Annotated in this window: 15 protein-coding genes; 11 read left to right on the forward strand and 4 right to left on the reverse strand. The window is 72.3% G+C overall.

All coding sequences use genetic code 11. From position 1 onward, the window contains the following. Window positions 1-28: 28 nt before the first annotated feature. Window positions 29-1,873, forward strand: coding sequence for a 2-oxoglutarate dehydrogenase, E2 component, dihydrolipoamide succinyltransferase (gene sucB, locus ACQP03_RS25740; protein ID WP_357126663.1), 1,845 nt, complete (start codon window positions 29-31; stop codon window positions 1,871-1,873). A gap of 63 nt (window positions 1,874-1,936) precedes the next feature. Here sucB and ACQP03_RS25745 read toward each other — a convergent pair whose 3' ends face one another. Further along, a complete protein-coding gene (locus ACQP03_RS25745) occupies window positions 1,937-2,872 on the reverse strand; it encodes an SDR family NAD(P)-dependent oxidoreductase (RefSeq protein ID WP_357126660.1) in 936 nt (311 codons plus the stop codon). A 146-nt stretch (window positions 2,873-3,018) separates the two neighbouring features. Here ACQP03_RS25745 and ACQP03_RS25750 point away from each other — a divergent pair, with 146 nt between their 5' ends. The 3 genes from ACQP03_RS25750 to ACQP03_RS25760 all read left to right on the forward strand — a co-directional run bounded on the left by ACQP03_RS25750 (window position 3,019) and on the right by ACQP03_RS25760 (window position 5,543). After that, on the forward strand, window positions 3,019-3,588 hold the full coding sequence (locus tag ACQP03_RS25750) for a TetR/AcrR family transcriptional regulator (RefSeq protein ID WP_357126657.1): 570 nt from the start codon (window positions 3,019-3,021) through the stop codon (window positions 3,586-3,588). A gap of 45 nt (window positions 3,589-3,633) precedes the next feature. Next, the gene (locus tag ACQP03_RS25755; protein ID WP_357126653.1) at window positions 3,634-4,971 is read left to right on the forward strand and encodes a low temperature requirement protein A; all 1,338 of its coding nucleotides are present in this window, start codon (window positions 3,634-3,636) and stop codon (window positions 4,969-4,971) included. Between the two features lie 83 nt (window positions 4,972-5,054). Continuing rightward, entirely contained in the window at window positions 5,055-5,543 is a 489-nt protein-coding gene (locus ACQP03_RS25760) for a hemerythrin domain-containing protein (RefSeq protein ID WP_357397828.1), read from the forward strand. A gap of 100 nt (window positions 5,544-5,643) precedes the next feature. Here the strand turns inward: ACQP03_RS25760 and ACQP03_RS25765 are convergent, their stop codons facing one another. Continuing rightward, complete coding sequence (locus ACQP03_RS25765; RefSeq protein ID WP_357126647.1) at window positions 5,644-6,030, reverse strand: MerR family transcriptional regulator; 387 nt, start codon at window positions 6,028-6,030, stop codon at window positions 5,644-5,646. A 59-nt stretch (window positions 6,031-6,089) separates the two neighbouring features. Here ACQP03_RS25765 and ACQP03_RS25770 point away from each other — a divergent pair, with 59 nt between their 5' ends. Further along, window positions 6,090-7,076 carry an aldo/keto reductase gene (locus ACQP03_RS25770; RefSeq protein ID WP_357397831.1) on the forward strand — a complete coding sequence of 329 codons (987 nt, stop codon included), beginning with the start codon at window positions 6,090-6,092 and terminating at the stop codon, window positions 7,074-7,076. 137 nt (window positions 7,077-7,213) lie between these two features. Continuing rightward, window positions 7,214-8,113 (forward strand): TIGR01777 family oxidoreductase, encoded by a 900-nt coding sequence (locus ACQP03_RS25775; RefSeq protein ID WP_433458800.1) that lies wholly within the window; start codon window positions 7,214-7,216, stop codon window positions 8,111-8,113. 105 nt (window positions 8,114-8,218) lie between these two features. On the opposite strand, the gene ACQP03_RS25780 is transcribed toward ACQP03_RS25775, so the two are convergent. Beyond that, window positions 8,219-9,472: an extracellular catalytic domain type 1 short-chain-length polyhydroxyalkanoate depolymerase gene (locus ACQP03_RS25780; RefSeq protein WP_357170637.1), complete on the reverse strand. Its 1,254-nt coding sequence runs from the start codon at window positions 9,470-9,472 to the stop codon at window positions 8,219-8,221. A 212-nt stretch (window positions 9,473-9,684) separates the two neighbouring features. On the opposite strand from ACQP03_RS25780, the gene ACQP03_RS25785 reads away from it, so the two are divergent. The 3 genes from ACQP03_RS25785 (at window position 9,685) to lipB (ending at window position 13,558) form a co-directional block, all read left to right on the forward strand. Further along, window positions 9,685-11,517 (forward strand): DUF2079 domain-containing protein, encoded by a 1,833-nt coding sequence (locus ACQP03_RS25785; RefSeq protein WP_357170635.1) that lies wholly within the window; start codon window positions 9,685-9,687, stop codon window positions 11,515-11,517. A 56-nt stretch (window positions 11,518-11,573) separates the two neighbouring features. After that, window positions 11,574-12,830, forward strand: coding sequence for a hypothetical protein (locus ACQP03_RS25790; RefSeq protein ID WP_357170633.1), 1,257 nt, complete (start codon window positions 11,574-11,576; stop codon window positions 12,828-12,830). Window positions 12,831-12,916: 86 nt separating this feature from the next. Next, window positions 12,917-13,558: a lipoyl(octanoyl) transferase LipB gene (lipB, locus tag ACQP03_RS25795; RefSeq protein ID WP_355241494.1), complete on the forward strand. Its 642-nt coding sequence runs from the start codon at window positions 12,917-12,919 to the stop codon at window positions 13,556-13,558. A gap of 44 nt (window positions 13,559-13,602) precedes the next feature. Here lipB and aspS read toward each other — a convergent pair whose 3' ends face one another. Then, complete coding sequence (aspS, locus tag ACQP03_RS25800; RefSeq protein ID WP_357397839.1) at window positions 13,603-14,889, reverse strand: aspartate--tRNA(Asn) ligase; 1,287 nt, start codon at window positions 14,887-14,889, stop codon at window positions 13,603-13,605. A gap of 489 nt (window positions 14,890-15,378) precedes the next feature. Here aspS and lipA point away from each other — a divergent pair, with 489 nt between their 5' ends. Together lipA and ACQP03_RS25810 are read left to right on the forward strand one after the other, a co-directional pair. Next, window positions 15,379-16,374 (forward strand): lipoyl synthase, encoded by a 996-nt coding sequence (gene lipA, locus ACQP03_RS25805; RefSeq protein ID WP_357126626.1) that lies wholly within the window; start codon window positions 15,379-15,381, stop codon window positions 16,372-16,374. A 53-nt stretch (window positions 16,375-16,427) separates the two neighbouring features. Beyond that, window positions 16,428-18,032: a hypothetical protein gene (locus ACQP03_RS25810; RefSeq protein WP_433458804.1), complete on the forward strand. Its 1,605-nt coding sequence runs from the start codon at window positions 16,428-16,430 to the stop codon at window positions 18,030-18,032. Window positions 18,033-18,038: the final 6 nt, after the last annotated feature.

The raw sequence follows: 18,038 nt of genomic DNA on the forward strand, positions 1-18,038 counted from the left end.
CACCAGGGGAATGAAGGAGTCTCAGAAAATGCCGGTATCGGTCACCATGCCCCGGCTCGGCGAGAGCGTCACCGAGGGCACCGTCACTCGCTGGCTCAAGCAGGAGGGCGACACGGTCGAGGTCGACGAGCCCCTGCTCGAGGTCTCGACCGACAAGGTCGACACCGAGATCCCGTCGCCCGCGGCGGGTGTGCTGAGCCGCATCGTGGTCGGCGAGGACGAGACCGCCGAGGTCGGCAGCGAGCTGGCCGTCATCGCCGGTGAGGGCGAGTCGACCGGCGGTGGCGAGGCCGCCCCGCAGGAGCAGCAGCAGGCGCCGGCCGAGTCGGTCGAGCCCGCCGCCGAGCCGACCGCCGCCGCCGAGGGCACCGCCGACCAGGTGGCGCAGGACGAGGCCCCGGCCGAGGCGCCGGCTCCGGCCGCCGCGTCGTCGGGCGAGGGCACCGCGGTCAAGATGCCGGCCCTGGGCGAGAGCGTCACCGAGGGTACGGTCACCCGCTGGCTCAAGCAGGTCGGCGACACCGTCGAGGTGGACGAGCCGCTGCTGGAGGTCTCCACCGACAAGGTCGACACGGAGATCCCGTCGCCGGTCGCCGGCACCGTGCTGGAGATCAAGGTCGCCGAGGACGAGACCGCCGCGGTCGGCGCCGACCTCGTGGTCATCGGCGTCGCCGGTGGGGCCCCGGCCCAGGCGAAGACCGAGCCGAAGCCCGAGCCGAAGGCGGAGGCCGCGCCGGCCCCCAAGGCCGAGCCGAAGCCGGCGCCGAAGGTCGAGGAGCCCACCCCGGGCATGTCGTACAACGAGCCGGCCGCCGAGGCGGAGGCGTCGGCGCAGCCGGCGAAGGCCGAGCAGGCCGCCCAGCCGTCCGCGCCGACCGCCGCGCCGCAGCGCCCGTCCGCGCCGGCTCAGGGTGGCGAGGAGGCGGCCGGGTACGTCACGCCGCTGGTCCGCAAGCTGGCCAACGAGCACGGCGTGGACCTGGCCGCGCTCAACGGCACCGGTGTGGGTGGCCGGATCCGTAAGCAGGACGTCCTCGACGCGGCCGAGAAGGCCAAGGCCGCGGCGGCCACGCCGGCTCCGGCGGCACAGCCCGCCGCCAGTGCGGCGACCCCGGCCAAGCCGGCCGCGAAGCCGCAGCCGAGCGGCAAGCGGGGCACCACCGAGAAGCTCCCCCGGATCCGCAAGGCGATCGCCAACCGGATGCAGGAGTCGCTGCACGAGATGGCGCAGCTCACCACGGTGGTCGAGGTGGACGTCACCCGGGTCGCGAAGTTGCGGGCGCAGGCGAAGGACTCGTTCGTGCAGCGGCACGGCGTCAAGCTGTCCTTCCTGCCGTTCTTCGCTCTCGCCGCCGTCGAGGCGCTGCAGACCTACCCGATCGTCAACGCCCAGTTGGACCTGGACGGCGGCACGATCACCTACCCGGCCGCGGAGCACCTCGGCATCGCCGTGGACACCGAGCGGGGCCTCGTGGTGCCGGTCATCCACAACGCCGGTGACCTCAACCTCGGTGGCATCGCGAAGCGGGTCGCCGACCTGGCCGAGCGGACCCGGACCAACAAGATCAGCCCGGACGAGATCGCCGGGGCGACCTTCACGCTCACCAACACGGGCAGCCGGGGCGCGCTCTTCGACACCCCCATCGTGCCGAAGCCGCAGTCGGCGATGCTCGGCACGGGTGCCGTGGTCAAGCGGCCGGTCGTGGTCAACGACCCGGACCTGGGCGAGGTCGTCGCGGTCCGGTCGATGGTCTACCTGGCCATGTCGTACGACCACCGACTGATCGACGGCGCCGACGCGGCCCGCTTCCTGAGCGCGGTGAAGGAGCGGCTGGAGGCCGGCAACTTCGAGTCGGAGCTGGGCCTGGCCTGATCCGTCGTAACGCCGAAAGGGGCGCCCCGGTCATCGACCGGGGCGCCCCTTCGTCTGTGCCGCTCAGCCCTTGAGCAGGTCGGTTGAGACCTTCCACAGCCGCTCGGCCGCCTCCGGGTCCAGCGCGTAGTCCGCGACGCCCGTCCGCGTGTCGGGTCGGGCCGGCGCGGCCTGCTGGCAGTCCTCGAAGTAGCGTCCGCCGACCTCGTCGAGCAACGGGGACGCGGCCACCAGCACCGACGTGGCGGCGCCCTGCTCGACGGTCTTCCAGGCCGCCGCGTTGCCGGCGCGCAGGCGGTTCAGCTCCTCCTCGCTGACGTAGCGCTGGAGGTTGGTGCGGATCGCGCCGGGCATCAGCGAGTTGGTGTAGATGCCGTCGTCGGCCCAGCGGCGGGTCGCCTCCACGGCGAAGAGCACGTTGGCCGTCTTCGACTGCCCGTACGCCTGCCAGGGCTCGTACTCGCGGCGGTCGTACTGGATGTCCTCGAAGACGACGGGCGAGCGCAGGTGGGCGGCGGAGCTGACCGAGACGATGCGGGCCCCGTCGGCGGCGGCGAGCGCCGGGCGCAGCCCGGTGGCGAGCGCGAAGTGCCCGAGGTGGTTGGTGGCGAACTGCATCTCCCAGCCCTGCGGGGTGCGGCTCAGGGGCGCGGCCATGATGCCGGCGTTGTTGACCAGGATGTGCAGCGGGCCGTCCCAGTTGGCGACGAAGTCGGCGACCGAATTCTGGTCGGCTAGGTCGAGCGGGGCGACCAGGACGCGGTCGTTGCCGGTGGTGCCGGTGATGTCGTCGGCGGCCTTCTGGCCGGCGTCGGGGTTGCGGACGGCCAGGGTGACCTCCGCGCCGGCGCTGGCCAGGGCACGGGCGGTCTCCACACCGATGCCGGACGACCCGCCGGTGACGATCGCCCGTCGGCCGACCAGGTCCACGCCCCGGATCACGTCCATGGCGGTGGAGTCGTGGGCGAACGACGTGGTGATCGGGTTGCTCGTCGTCATGATCCATCCTTGTCCGAGCTGGGGGCGGGCCGGTCGGCCCGCCGGTACGATGGAAGCGGAGGATCCTCCGCTGCGGTCGAGACTAACCGGAGTTCCCTCCGCTTGCCATGGCCGGTGCGTTACACCCACTCAGCGAGGAGGAGACGGTGCCGGAGTCCAGCCCCCGCCCACTGCGGGCGGACGCGCTGCGCAACCGTGAACGCCTGCTTCGGGTCGCGGTCCAGGCTCTTTCCCGCCCCGGGCCGGAGGTAACGCTCGACGCCATCGCCCGCGAGGCAGGGGTGGGCATCGGCACCCTGTACCGCCACTTCCCCACCCGCGAGGCGCTGATCGAGGCGGCGTACCGCAACGAGCTGGCCCGGCTCTGCGACGCCGCGCCGCGGCTACTTGACCAGTTGCCGCCCGACCGGGCGCTGCGAGACTGGATGTCCCGTTTCACCGACTACCTCGCCACCAAGCGGGGCATGGCCGACGCGCTGCGCCTCGTCATCGCGTCCGGCGCCAACCCGTACGCGCAGAGCCGCGACCTGCTGCTGGCGGCGCTCGACCAGTTGCTCGCCGCAGGGGTCGCGGCGGGCACCGTCCGAGCCGATGTCGCCGCCGGTGACGTGCTGGCGGGCCTCAGTGGCATCTCCCTGGCCGCCGGCGAGCGCGCCCAGGCCGACCGGCTGCTGGACCTACTGATGGACGGACTGCGCTCCCGCGACGCGGGCTGACCCGTTCCGTCCTCCGACCAGGCCGGACGCTGCCAGAGTGGGACCGTGGGCGGTAACCGGCGGCGCGGACAACTGGGACCCGCCGTCCCCATCGCCCCCGGGGCCCGGGTGGACAAGTTCGAGGTCTTCTTCGACCTGGTCTTCGTCTTCTCGTTCTTCATCATCACCCGCGCGACGGCCGCGAACATCTCCGGTCGCCAACTGCTGCACGCCGCCCTGGTGCTCGCCGTGCTCTGGTGGATCTGGGTGGTGCACAGCCTGGTCGCCACCCGGGTCCGGCTCGGCGAGGGCTACGTGCCGGCGCTCATGGTGATCTCGATGGTCGCGCTGTTCGCGTTCGCGCTGGGGCTGCCGCAGGCGTTCAGCGAACCGGGAGGCAGCGCCGCCGGGCCGATGCTGGTGGCCATCAGTTACGTCGTGGTGCGAGGCATCCACTGGATCCTGTACCAGCACGTGGTGCGGGACAGCCCGCAGGAGCGACGCCAGCTCCGACGCTTCGCCCCGGAGCTGGCGGTGAGCATCCTGCTGCTGCTCGCCGCCGCGTTGATCCCGCCGCAGATCACCGACCCCGACCGGGCCGCCCTGGTCCGGGACGGGCTGTGGATCGCCGTGGTGGTGGTGCAGTACGCCACCGGCTTCATCGTCGGCACCTGGGGTTGGGGGGTGACCAGCGCGGAGCACTGGACCGAGCGCTACGACCTCATTCTGATCATCGCGCTCGGCGAGTCGATCATCTCCACCGGAGTGGGCGGCAACCTGCTCGGCAAGCCGGTCACCTGGCCGGCGGTGGCCGCCGCCGCGCTCGGCATCGTGATCACCGCCGCGCTCTGGTGGGCGCACTTCGACTTCGTCGGGCCCGCCGCTCGGATCGCCCTGCACGCGGCGGAGGGCGCTCCCCGGGTGGCGATGGCCCGCGACGCGTACGCGTACCTCTACCTGCCGATGATCGCCGGGGTGATCCTCTTCTCGATCGGCAACGAGGAGATCCTGCACAAGATCACCGACCCGGCCGGCGGTATCGCGGAGAAGGTTGAGGGGCCGGCCGTGCCGATGCTCTTCGGCGGGTTGATCACCTACTTCGCCGTCAACATGCTGTTCCAACTACGCACGCTGCACACCGCCACCTGGAGCCGAGTGGGCGTCATCGTGGCGCTCACGGTGGCCCTGCCCATCGGCCTGCACCTGCCGGCGCTGGGCGCGCTCACCCTGGCGACCGTGATCTGCGTCGGGCTGGTGGCCGTCGAGGTGCTGGTGATGGCGGACTCCCGGCACGCGCTGCGGTCCGCCGTGTTCCAGGAACGGACGACGCACGAGGCGCACGAGGCGGCGTGGCGTGCCCGCTGGCACGACGTCCGGGAGCCCGACGAGCCGACCACGCCCTGACGATTCCGGTCTAGAGTGTCGGACAGCGTCGCGGTGTACCCGGCACGATGGCCGCCGAGGGCATGGAGGCGCGGGGACGCAGCATGAGGACGAACGTGCACCCAACGGGTTCACCGACCGATCGGCTCGCCGCCGTCGGCAACCAGATGATCGAGATCCACCTCTGGCTCCGCACGGAGCTGGCCCGCCTCCGGGCCAACCTGGACACTCCCTCGCGGGACCTACGGGCCCACTGCCTGACCTTCTGCGCCGCGCTCGGCCGCCACCACACCGGCGAGGACGCGGGCGCGTTCCGGGTCCTGGCCGACGAGGTGCCCGAGCTGCGCCCGGTCCTGGCCAACCTGATCGTCGACCACGAGGTGGTGGCGGGGATCCTCGCCCGGGTCGAGGAGCTGCTGGGCGACGACCGTCCGCTGCCGACCGCTCAGGTACGCGCCGAGCTGGACGGGTTGGCCGCCCTGCTGGAGACACACTTCCGCTACGAGGAGAAGCGGCTGGTCAGCGCGTTGAACGCGCTCGCCGGCCGGCCCGGGACAGCCGAGCAGTTGCTCGGCCTGACCGCGCCGGGCTGAGCCGCACGTCGGCCGCGCGCGCCGGGCTGAGCCGCACGTCGGCGGCGCGCGCCGGGCTGAGCCGCACGTCGGCCGCGCGCGCCAGGCTGGCCCCCCGCGATCACCGGCCCCCGTCGGGGGCGGGCGGGCCGGGCAGCCGCTCGTAGAAGCGGATCTTCTCCCGCAGATGGTCGTACTGACGCCGCAGCAGGCGCATCTGCTCCTCCACCTGCGCCGCGTGCTGTTGCAGCAGCTCACGCCGCTCGTCGACGGTGTGCTCGCCCGCACGGGCCAGCGACGCGTACCGGCACATCTGGGCGATCGGCATCCCGGTGTCCCGCAGGCAGCGGAACAGCAGCAGCCAGCTCAGGTCGTCGTCGGTGAAGACGCGCTGGCCACCCGGCGTACGACCCACGTCGGCCAGCAGGCCGATCTTCTCGTAGTACCGCAGGGTGTCCAGGCTGAAGCCGCTGCGCCGGGCGGCCTCGGCGGGGGCGTAACCGGTCATGCCCCGGATGCTAGCCAGCCCTTGACCTGGAGCGCACTCCAGATTGGAGGCTGTTCCGCATGACGACGACACGCACGCTGGGACGCAGCGGCATCGAGGTGAGCGCGATCGGGATGGGATGCTGGGCGATCGGCGGTCCGCTCTGGGGAGACGGCGGGCAGCCGTTCGGTTGGGGCGAGGTCGACGACGACGAGTCGATCCGTACCATTCACCGGGCTCTCGACCTCGGCGTCACCCTCTTCGACACGGCCAGCAACTACGGCGCCGGGCACAGCGAGCGCGTCCTCGGCCGGGCCCTCGCGGGCCGCCGGTCCGAGGCGGTGATCGCCACCAAGTTCGGCAACGTCAGCGACGAGGACACCCGACGGTGGCTCGGCACCGACGCCAGCGGAACGTTCGCCGTCCGCAGCCTGGAGGACTCGCTGCGCCGCCTCGGCACCGACCACGTCGACCTCTACCAACTGCACATCAACGAACTGCCGACGTCCGCCGCGCTCGACCTGGTCGACACCCTCGAGGGCCTCGTCGACCAGGGCAAGATCCGGGCGTACGGCTGGAGCACCGACAACGCGGCCTCGGCGGCAGCGTTCGCGGCCGGCGGACCGCACTGTGCCGCCATCCAGCACGACGAGTCGGTGCTGAACGACAACGCGGCGGTCCTGGCCGTCTGCGACCGCCACGACCTGGCGAGCCTCAACCGGGGGCCACTGGCGATGGGGCTGCTCACCGGCTCGACCCGGGCGCCCGGCGCGGACGACGTACGCGGCCGGGCGCCCGAGTGGTTGCGGTGGTACACCGACGGCCGTCCGACGCCGGAGTGGGCGGCCCGGGTCGAGCAGGTCCGTGCGGCGCTCACCGCCGACGGACGGACCCTCGCCCAGGGCGCGCTCGGCTGGCTGCTGGCCCGCAGCCCACGGACGGTGCCGATCCCCGGTCTGCGCACCGTCGCCCAAGCCGACGAGAACCTGACAACCCTGAAGCTGGGCCCTCTCCCCCCAGAGGCATACGCCGAGGTAGAACGCCTCCTGTCCGACCTACGCCCCTGACCCGACCTCGTCGATCTTGCGCTTGCTGTCCCGACAGAACGGACCTTCCCGGGCAGAACGGCGACACTAAGTGCAAGATCGGCGAGGAGTGGGGCCGGGGCGCGTCCGGGAGTGGGGTTTTCGACGAAGATAACGGCATGCGGATCCTCATGGCCGGCGCGTCCGGCTTCCTCGGCACCCGACTGGGCGACCGGCTCGTCGCCGACGGGCACCAGGTCACCCGACTCGTGCGACGCGCGCCGCGCGACCCGCACGAGCGGCAGTGGGACCCGGCGGCCGGCCAGCTCGACCCGGCCGTGGTCGCCGAGTCGGACGCGGTCATCAACCTGGCCGGCGCGGGCGTCGGCGACAAGCGCTGGAACGACGACTACCGGCGGTTGATCCGTACCAGCCGGGTGGACAGCACCACCACGCTCGCGACGACGATCGCCGGCCTCCCCGAGAGCGACCGACCCCGGGCGCTGCTCAACTCGTCCGCCGTCGGCTGGTACGGCAACACCGGCGACCGGGTGGTCGAGGAGGACGCCCCCGCTGGCGACGGTTTCCTGGCCGACGTCTGCCGGGTGTGGGAGGCCGCGACCCGACCGGCCGAGGACGCCGGGGTACGCGTGGTCCGACTCCGCACCGGCCTGCCGCTGCACCGCGACGGCGGTCTGCTCAAGCCGCAGTTGCTCCCGTTCAAGCTGGGCATCGCCGGGCGGCTGGGCAGTGGGCGGCAGTGGCTGCCGTGGATCTCCATGCGGGACTGGCTGGACGCGACCCTCTTCCTGCTGGCGCACGACGAGATCGCCGGCCCGGTCAACGTGGTGGGCCCGAACCCGGTGACGAACGCCGAGTTCACCCGCGAGCTGGCCCGTCAACTGCACCGCCCGGCGATCATCCCGATCCCCGCCCTGGCGCTCAAGGTGGCCCTGGGCGGCTTCGCCCACGAGGCCCTCACCAGCACGAGAGTCCACCCCAAAGTCCTGACGGAAGCCGCCTACCCCTACCGCCACCCCACCCTCCCCGAGGCCCTGAAGACGGCCCTCCAGGACTGACCAGCCCCGCCGCCATTCGCGTTGATCAAGAGGTTTGCGTCATCCGGGTGCCGGAATCTGACGCAAACCTCTTGATCAACGGGGTCTAGCCTCGGCGTCGCGGGGTCAGCAGCCGATCACCCAGTAGTTGGGGGCGGTCTGCTTGAGGGTGCTCGTGTAGAAGGTGTTGTAGAGGCCCATGCGCTGGTTCGAGCCGTTGGCGTAGGCGTAGCCGCCGGACTGGTACGCGCGGCCGGCCGTCACGTGGGCGTAGTTGGTCGCCGTCACACAGGTTGGCGGCGTGGTCGGGGTCGGGCTCGCCGTGGGCGACGCGGTGGGGGTGGGCGACGCGGTGGGGGTTGCGCTGGCCGTGGGGGTGGGAGACGCGGTGGGGGTGGTGCCGCCGTTGTTCAGGCCGAAGAAGAGCGCGTCGCGGTACGTCGAGCAGATGGTGTCCAGGAAGTACGCGGCGGCGGTGCCGCACTGGTCCGCCCCGGAGCCCGGGTCGACCGGCGTTCCGTGGCCCATGCCGGAGACGCGGTAGAGGCGTACCTCGTCGTTGCCGTACACCTCGAGGCTGGTGTTGCCCGGCAGCGACGACGTGCTGGTCGGCGTCTGCGAGATCCCCCGCACGTTGGTCCACTGGTCGCGTGACTCAGTGCCGTTCAGCGGTGTCACGGTGGTGTCCGACGTGCCGTGCCAGATGGCCACCCGGGGGCGGGGGCCGGTGTAGCCGGAGTAGGCGCCCCGGACCAGGTCGCCCCAGGCCGCCGGCGTCTTGTCCGTGCCCGGGTTCATGCAGCTGAACGCGTTGACCATGCTGGTGGCGCAGCGGTACGGGATGCCCGCGATGATCGATCCGGCGGCGAAGACGTCCGGGTAGGTGGCCAGCATGACGGCGCTCATCGCCCCGCCCGCGGAGAGCCCGCTGACGAAGACCCGCGAGCCGTCGACGGCGTAGTTCGCCTTGGCGTGGTCGACCATCTGCTTGATGGACAGCGCCTCGCCCTGGCCCCGGGCGGTGTCGCCGGCCTCGAAGAAGTTGAAGCAGGAGTTGGCGTTGTTGCCGGCGGGCTGCTGGGCGACGATCAGCGTGAACTTCCACTGGTCGGCGTACTTCTGCCAGCCCGAGTTGGCGAAGTAACCGGAGGCGTTCTGGACGCACCCGTGCAGCAGCACCACGGCGGGGGAGTTGGCCGGCAGGTTGTCCGGCCGGTAGGCGTACATGGCGAGGTTGCCCGGGTTGGAACCGAACCCGGTGACCTGGGTGAGGCTGGCGGCCTGGGCGGGCGTGGCGAGGGTGAACGCGCCCGCCACGGCGAGGACGAGCCCGGCGACCGCACCGGTCAGCCGGGTGAGGAGGGACGAGGAGCGGCGCACGGAGGCCTCCTGACGGAGCAGACTGTGAACTGGGTCACGGTCAAGTTGCCGAGACGTTACGACGGTGTGTCCCCGGCCCGATATGGGGCGCGTTCACACATTCACGACAGCCGTTGTGTACGCCGAACTCCCCCCACCACGGCAACACCCGGAGCCGACAACAACCGCCGGTCTGACCGGCTCGTCCAGATCCGATTGGTAACGTCCGCTGCGTGCCGTCCTCCCCGTCGCTGGCCACCGGGCCCGCACCAGCGTCGTCACCGCGTACCCATCGGGACCTCCGGGCCGACCTGATCGTCGTGCTCGTGGCGCTCGCGCTCGCCGTCTGGGTGACCAGTGGGCTGTGGCGGGACCCGAACGTCCGCACGATCACCGTCAACTCCAGCGACCAGGCGCTCTTCGAGTGGCTGCTGGCCTTCGGTGGGCACGCGGTCACCCACGGGGAGAACCCCTTCTTCACCTACCTGATCAACGTCCCGGACGGCGTGAACCTCGCGGTCAACACCTCGATCACGGTGTACGCGGTGGTCTTCGCCCCGCTCACGTACCTCGTCGGGCCACCGGTGACGTTCCTCGTGATCCTCACCCTGAACCTGTTCGCCACCGCGCTGGCCTGGTACTGGCTGCTCTCGCGGCACCTCGTCCGCAGCCGCCTCGCCGCCGCCGTGGGCGGCCTCTTCATCGCCTACTCCCCCGGCATGGTCTCGCACGCCAACGCGCACCTGAACTGGACCGCGGGCTGGCTGGTCCCGCTGTTGATCTGGCGGCTGTTCGCGCTGCGGCGGCCCGGGAACTGGCTGCGCGACGGGGTGATCCTCGGCGTGCTCGTCGCGGTGGCCTTCTCGATCGCCGCCGAGGGCCTGTTCTTCGCCGCTCTGGCGCTCGGCGTGTTCGTCGCCGTCTGGGCGTTGCACCCGGCCCACCGGGCCGAAGCGCGCGCCGCGCTACCCACGTTCCTGCGCGGGCTCGGTGTGACCGCCGTGGTGGCCGGCGTGCTGCTGGCGTACCCGCTGTGGTTGCACTTCGCGGGGCCGCAGCGGTTCCACGGCACCGGCTTCGACCCGGTGATCCACTCCGAGGACATCGCCGCCTTCGCCGCGTTCCCGCGCCGGTCGCTGGCCGGGGAGGTCGGACTGGGGACCGCGCTGGCGCCGAACCCCACCGAGGAGAACTCGTTCTTCGGGGTTCCTCTGCTCGTCCTCGCCGTGGTCTGCTTCGTCGCGCTGTGGCGACGCGCCGACCCCGGCCGCCGGGCGGTTCTCTGGGCGCTGGGCGTCGTCGCGGTGATCTTCTCGGTGCTGTCCTTCGGGCCGGTCGCGAAGGTCGACGGGCGGCGTACCGACCTGCCGATGCCGTTCGACATCCTCGGCCAGTTCCCGGTGGTGAACGCCGCGTTGCCCGCCCGGCTGGCGCTGGTGGTGGCCCCGGTGATCGGGGTGCTGCTGGCGTACACCGTCGAGCAGTTGCGCACCTCCCCACCCCGGCACCGCTCGACGGAGTTGGCCTGGGCGATCGGCTTCGCGGTGGCCCTGCTGCCGCTGCTGCCCACCCCGCTGCTGACCGACGAGCGGGAGCCGATCCCGGCGTTCATCACCTCCGGCAACTGGCGGCAGTACGTCTCCGACGGCAACACGTTGACCCCCGTGCCGCTGACCGTGGACATCTATCCGGACGGCCAGCGCTGGCAGGCGTACGCCCTGTCGCACCGCCAGGGCGAGTTCGCCATTCCGGGCGGCTTCTTCCTCGGACCCGGCGGGCCGGACGGGCGCGGCCGGATCGGTCCGGTGCCACGCACCCTGAGCGCGCTCATGGACCAGGCCGGCCGCACCGGGCTGGTGCCGATCATCACCGACGGCACCCGATCGGAGGTCCAGTCCGACCTGCGGCACTGGCGGATCGAGACGCTGGTCCTCGCCGACGCGGTGCACGGCGCGAAGTTCGAGGTCGACGAGGCGGCGGTCCGACGTACCGCCACGGCGCTGTTCGGCGAACCGCAGCGGGTCGACGACGTCTGGCTCTGGCGCATTCCCCCGGCCGGTCGGTAGGAACGGCGCAACCGGACGGGACACCCGCACAGACTTTCATCGCGTCTAATGGCCCGATGGGAATGATGGGCCGCCAACTGGGGCGCGGGGTCGCGGCGGCTGGCGCGCTGGCCCTCGTGGCTCTCAGCGCGCCAGGCGTTACGCCCACGGCCAGCGCTGCCGCCGACCCCACAGCCAACGTGGTGCCGACCCGGGTGCACAACCCCTGGCTGTGGCAGGCCACCGTGGGGCAACGGCCCGCCGGTCCGGCGGCGCTGGTGTTCTTCACCGATCGCACCCGCTACTTCGAGTCGACCGGGGTGGTGGTGGCCCGGGACGGCGCGTACCGGCTGATCCCGATCGGCATCGGCGAAGGGCACGGGCTGCTCTCCCCGGACGGACGGCACTATCTGCGGCCACAGTCCGGCGAGTTGCTCGACCTCACCACCGGCCGGCAGAGCCGCCCCATGACCGTCGGGGTGGACGCGCTGGCCTGGTCGCCGGACGGGCGGCGCGTATTGGGCACCCGCAGCAACGACGACGGCGTGATCACCTACGGGCCGGAGAACCAGCAGCTCAACGATCCGGAAAAGTCCGACGACCTGCTCGTCATCGACCCGTTCCAGGGCGCCGAGCGGGTGGTCGACATCGGCACCTTCACCCAGCACACCGCGGCGGCCTGGTCACCCGGTGGCGACCTGATCGCCGCCACCGGCTGGCCGGACGTGCCAGCCCGATTCGCCGAACGCCAACGACTGGTAGTCGTCGACCCGACCGGCGCCGCCCCTCGTTGGCAGGTCGACCTGGGCGACAGGCGAATACTTGCCGGGCCGGCCGCCTGGCATCCCGACGGCCGGCGGCTCGCGCTGCTCGCCTTCGACGGCTGCGCCGGGCCCAGGTGCACGTCCGAGCAGATCGCGGCGCGCACCTGGCGAGTCGAATTTCTGGACGCGGCCACCGGCCAAGCTGTCGGAACGGCCCTGCCGGCGGGCACCTCGGTGAGCGGCATCCTCGGCTGGCGTGGTGCCGACCCCGTCGTGCGCTACCTCAGCGACACGGAGCAGGACACCGACCGGCGTGCCACCCTCGCCGCGCTGTCGCCCGACGGTCGTCGCGAGGTGCTGGTGACCACGCCGGGCGGGTCGACCGACCTGATAGTGCCGGGCGACCTGCTGATAAGAGCCGCGTTCGGCGGGCCGGAGCCACGGCCGTCACCGTTCGCCGCCTCGCTCTGGGTGTACCTGACACTGGCCGCGCCGACGCTGTTGGCGTTCGTCCTCGTCATGCGGCGCATGCGTCGTCGCCGCATTGCGAGCGGTCCCGCTTCGGCGTGACAACGACCTCCCGAGTGGTTCAGCGTGGGCCCTGGTGAGACGTCTCACCAGGGATTCGAACCGTGCGCGGGACTAGGCTGGATGCCGTGACGACGACGACCCCCGGCCTGACGGCCGTCCGCGCCGGCCTGCTCGACTACCAGGCTGCCTGGGACGAGCAGCGGCGCCTGCACGAGTCGGTGGTGGCCGGCGAGCGCGGCGACACCGTGCTGCTCCTGGAGCACCCGAGCGTCTACACCGCCGGAAAGCGCACCGAGCCGTGGGACCGTCCCATGGACGGCACCCCCGTCGTCGACGTCGACCGTGGCGGCAAGATCACTTGGCACGGCCCGGGTCAGCTCGTCGGCTACCCGATCCTGCGGCTGCCCGACCCGGTGGACGTCGTCGCCTACGTCCGCCGGACGGAAGACCTGCTCATCGGCGTGTGCGACGAGTTCGGGCTGACCGCCGGCCGGGTCGAGGGGCGCAGCGGCGTCTGGGTGCCCGAGGACGACCGGGGGCCGGCCCGCAAGGTCGCCGCCATCGGCATCCGCGTCGCCCGAGGCGTCACCCTGCACGGCTTCTCGATCAACTGCGACTGCGACCTGGCGTACTTCGACCGGATCGTGCCCTGCGGCATCCGCGACGCCGGCGTCACGTCGCTCACCGCCGAACTGGGCCGTCCGATCACCGTCGCCGACGTGCTCCCCGTGGTCGAGCGCCGCCTCGCCACCCTCGTCGAGGTCTGAGCCCGCACGGGCCGACGTCACCGGACGCCGACCCGTGCCCCCGCTCACGGCGTCAGGCGGTGCAGGTCCCGTGGGAACGCGGTGACCTCCCGGACGTTGGCCGCGCCGACCAGCCGGGCCACGAACCGTTCCAGACCGATGGCGAACCCGCCGTGCGGCGGCATGCCGTGCCGGAACGCGTCCAGGTAGCCGGCGTAGGGCTCGACCGGCTCACCCCGGGCCGCCAGCGCCGCCAGGTAGTCGGCGTGCCGGTGCAGCCGCTGTCCCCCGGTGACCAACTCCACGCCGCGAAAAAGCAGGTCGAAACCGTTCGAGTACGCGGGCTGCGCCGGGTCCGGATGGGTGTAGAAGGGCCGTTTCGCCATCGGGTAGCCGGTGACGAAGAGGAAGTCGGACCCGTGTTCGCGCAGCGCCCACTCGCCGAGTGCCCGTTCGTGGGCGGGCGCGAGATCCGGCTCGTCGGCGGGCGCGCCGGCGATCGTCAACGCCTCGGTGAAGTGCACGGCCGGGATCTCCGCCGGCACCTGCGGCGGCGTGACGCCGAGCGCGGCCAGCGCGCCGCCGGCCCGCTCGCCCGTCGTGCCCAGCATCTGCGCCACGGTGTCACGCAGTACGCGCATCACGTCCCGGTGGTCGGTCACGAAGCCCAGCTCCGCGTCGAGCGACGTGTACTGCGCGAGGTGCCGCACGGTGTCGTGCGGCTCAGCCCGGAAGACCGGCCCCACCTCGTAGACGCGCTCGAAGACGCCGACCATCAGTTGCTTGTAGAACTGCGGCGACTGGGCCAGGTACGCGGGCCGGCCGAACCAGTCCAGCGCGAACACGTTCGCCCCGCTCTCCGTGCTGGAGCTGACCACCTTCGGAGTGTGGATCTCCACGAAGTCGCGCGCGTCGAGCGCGGCACGGAAACCGGCCACCGCCGCCGCCGAGATCCGCAACGCGGCCGACCGGGTGGGGTGCCGCAGCGCGGTCGGCGCGTTGTCCAGCTGGGTGGGCAGGCTCGCGGTGAGCGCCGGCCGGTACAGGTCGAACGGTGGCGGCACGGCGGGCGGTCCGAGGGGACGTACCGTCGGGTCGGTCAGCTCGACCCCGGCGGGCGCCGTGGTGTTCGACGTGGCCGTGCCGACGACCTCGACGACCGTCTCCTCGGTCAGTTTCTCCAGCTCGGCGCGGACGGCCGGGTCGGTGACGACCACCTGGGCCAGGCCGGCCGCGTCGCGCACGATCAGGAAGGCCACCGACTTGAGCAGTCGGCGTCGGTTCACCCAGCCGGCGATCCGCACGGTCGAGCCGATCTCGGCGGCCAGGTGGTGGGACAGGGTTCGTCGCATGGCGGACTCCTCGGTCGTTCGCCACGCCGTCGCCGCCCGGGGGAAGCGATGCGTCGCGTCAGCCCCAGGGAGGTGTGGGCGAGCGGGAACCTCGCGGTGCCACCACACCTTCACCCCCGCCGAAGCGGAGGCCTCGTTCGTCGCCTGGTGACCGGGGCCAGCCGGGCGGGCTCTACTAGGCGTTAGGAAGGTGCCCTTCCTCTACCGCAGGCGTTAAGAAGGGGCCCTTCCTTACCGTTCTTCCCGCAGCTCGGGAGGGTCTTCACTCCCCGGCGCCAGACCGCCTCTCAGCACCGGCGGCTCTCTGCGCTGGCGGGGTCGGGGTGCTACTCGGCTCCGTCGTCGCTGTTGCCGGCGACGCTAACATCCCGACCGGGAGCGTGTGACGCCATTTTTCGGCTTACCGGTGTCCGGCGTCACAACGTCAGCGGCGTGATGCCGGTCGCCTGACGCACATAGACGGCCACCATCCGGCGTAGGCTCGTTTTCGTGACGATCGAGCACTCCGCGCCGACGACCGGCCAGGCAGCGCGTACCGCAACGGCCGCCCCCGAGGGGCGTCGCCTGCTGCGTATCGAGGCGCGCAACGCCGAGACGCCGATCGAGCGCAAACCACCGTGGATCAAGGTCAAGGCCAAGATGGGCCCGGAGTACACCCAGTTGCGCGGGCTCGTCTCGCGCGAGGGTCTGCACACCGTCTGCCAGGAGGCCGGCTGCCCCAACATCTACGAGTGTTGGGAGGACCGGGAGGCCACCTTCCTCATCGGTGGCGACCAGTGCACCCGGCGCTGTGACTTCTGCCAGATCGACACCGGCAAGCCGGCCGAGTTCGACGCCGACGAGCCGCGTCGGGTCGCCGAGTCGGTCGTCTCGATGGGCCTGCGCTACGCCACCATCACCGGCGTCGCCCGCGACGACCTGCCGGACGGCGGCGCGTGGCTCTACGCCGAGACGGTCCGGCAGATCCACGCCCTCCAGCCGGGCTGCGGCGTCGAGCTGCTGATCCCGGACTTCAACGCCGTCCCCGAGCAGTTGGCCGAGGTGTTCGGCTCCCGCCCGGAGGTGCTGGCGCACAATGTGGAGACCGTGCCGCGCATCTTCAAGCGCATCCGGCCCGCGTTCCGCTACGACCGCTCTCTGGACGTGATCCGGCAGGCCCGCGCCGACGGCCTGGTCACCAAGAGCAACCTCATCCTGGGCATGGGCGAGGAGCGGGCCGAGGTGTCGCAGGCGCTGCGCGACCTGCACGAGGCCGGTTGTGAGCTGATCACCATCACGCAGTACCTGCGCCCCTCCCCCCGGCACCACCCGGTGACCCGCTGGGTCAAGCCGGAGGAGTTCGTGGAGCTGCGCGAGGAGGCCGAGGAGATCGGCTTCGCCGGGGTGATGAGCGGGCCGCTGGTGCGCTCGTCGTACCGCGCCGGCCGGCTCTACCAGCAGGCGATCGACGCCCGCGCCGCCGCCACGGTCGCCACCGCGGGCTGACCCGCCGACAGCGCCGCACGGACCGTGCGGCGCCCGGGTGTCATGATCGTGCGATGACCGCCGGGGTACGCGACCAGCCGCGCGGCGCGGATCGACCGCGTCCGCGGCCCGGCGCGCGCCTCGGCCCGGTCGGCTGGCTCACCGGGCTGGCCCTGCTCGCCGGGGTCGGCTACCGGCTCTGGCTGCTGGGCCACGCCACTCCGCCGACGAACAGCGACGAGGCCACCATGGGGTTGGCCGCGCTGCACATCGCCCGGGGCGAGGACTTCCCGGTCTGGTTCTACGGCCAGCAGTACATGGGCACGCTGGAGGCGTACCTGGCCGCACCGGTGTTCGCGCTCGCCGGCCCGTCGCTGGTCGCTCTGCGGCTGCCCACGCTGGCGCTGTACGCGCTGTTCCTGCTACTGGCCTGGCGGCTGACGCTGCGGTTGACCGGGGACCGCTGGTTCGGCCTGCTGGTGGTTGTCCTGCTCGCCCTCGGGGCCGACCGGGTCGTCAAGAACCAGTTGATCGCCGGCGGCGGCTATCCCGAGATGAACGCCGTCGGCGTGGCGCTCGCCCTGCTCGCCGTGGACCTGGCCGCCGGCCGACCCGGTTGGCGGCTGACGCGCTGGGCGACCTGGGGATTCCTGGCCGGCCTGATGCTCTGGGTCGATCCGCTGGTGCTGCCGTACGTCGTGGCGACCGGAGCGGTGCTCGTCGGGTTCTGCCACCGCGAGCTGCGCGGTCGGGCCGGCGCGCTGGTCGGGGTGGGCGTCCTGCTGGGGGCCGCCCCGCTGCTCACGGACAGCCTGTTGACCGGCCGGAATCCGGTGCACGCGGTGCTCGCCGCGGGTGGTGCCGACGCCACCGCCGGGTGGGCCGCCCGGCTGCACGGCGGGTTGCTGGTCGGGCCGCCGCTCGGGATGGGCTTCTGCGACCCTGGCGCCTGCGCCACCTGGCAACTGTGGTGGGCGTACGCGCTGCCGGTGTTGCTCGTCGTCGCGGCCGGCACGGCCTGGCGCGCCCTGCGCCGCCCAGCGGCTCCGGCCGACCCGGGCCGGGTGTCATCCCGCGTCGCGGGGGCGGTGCGACTGGCTCTCGTGTTTGCCGCGGTGGCAACGCTCGTCGCGTACACCGTGAGTAGTTCCTCCGGCCTGACCCCGGCGGAGAGCGCCCGGTACCTGTCCACCCTGCTCATCGCCGTGCCGGCGCTGTTCTGGCCGGTCTGGACGCTGGCCCGGTCGGGGTCGACGGCGGCCCGGCCGGTCGCGCTCGCCGTCCTGGCCGCCACGCTGCTCACCACCGCCTGGGCCACCGCGCAGGCGGCGCGGACGGCCCCGGCGACCCGGGCCGCCGAGACCCGGCACGCCGCGCTGGTGACCACGCTGCGTGACCTCGGTGTACGGTACGTGCGCGCCGGCTACTGGACCTGCAACCGTCTCACCTTCGCCAGCGCGGAGCGGGTGGTCTGCGCGGTCGTCGACGACGACCTGCGCCCCGGCTTCGACCGCTACCCCGCGTACCGCCGCGAGGTGGAGCGCGCGGCGGCGCCCGCCTGGGTGGCGGCGACCGGGTCGCCGCTGGCGGCCCGGCTCGACGCGCGACTCGGCGCGGGCCCGGACGCCCTCGACCTGGTCACCCTCGACGGCTGGCGGATCTACCTGCCGCGCGGCTGACGGTGG

The sequence above is a fragment of the Micromonospora sp. CA-248212 genome (genome assembly GCF_050948405.1).
Lineage (GTDB): Bacteria > Actinomycetota > Actinomycetes > Mycobacteriales > Micromonosporaceae > Micromonospora.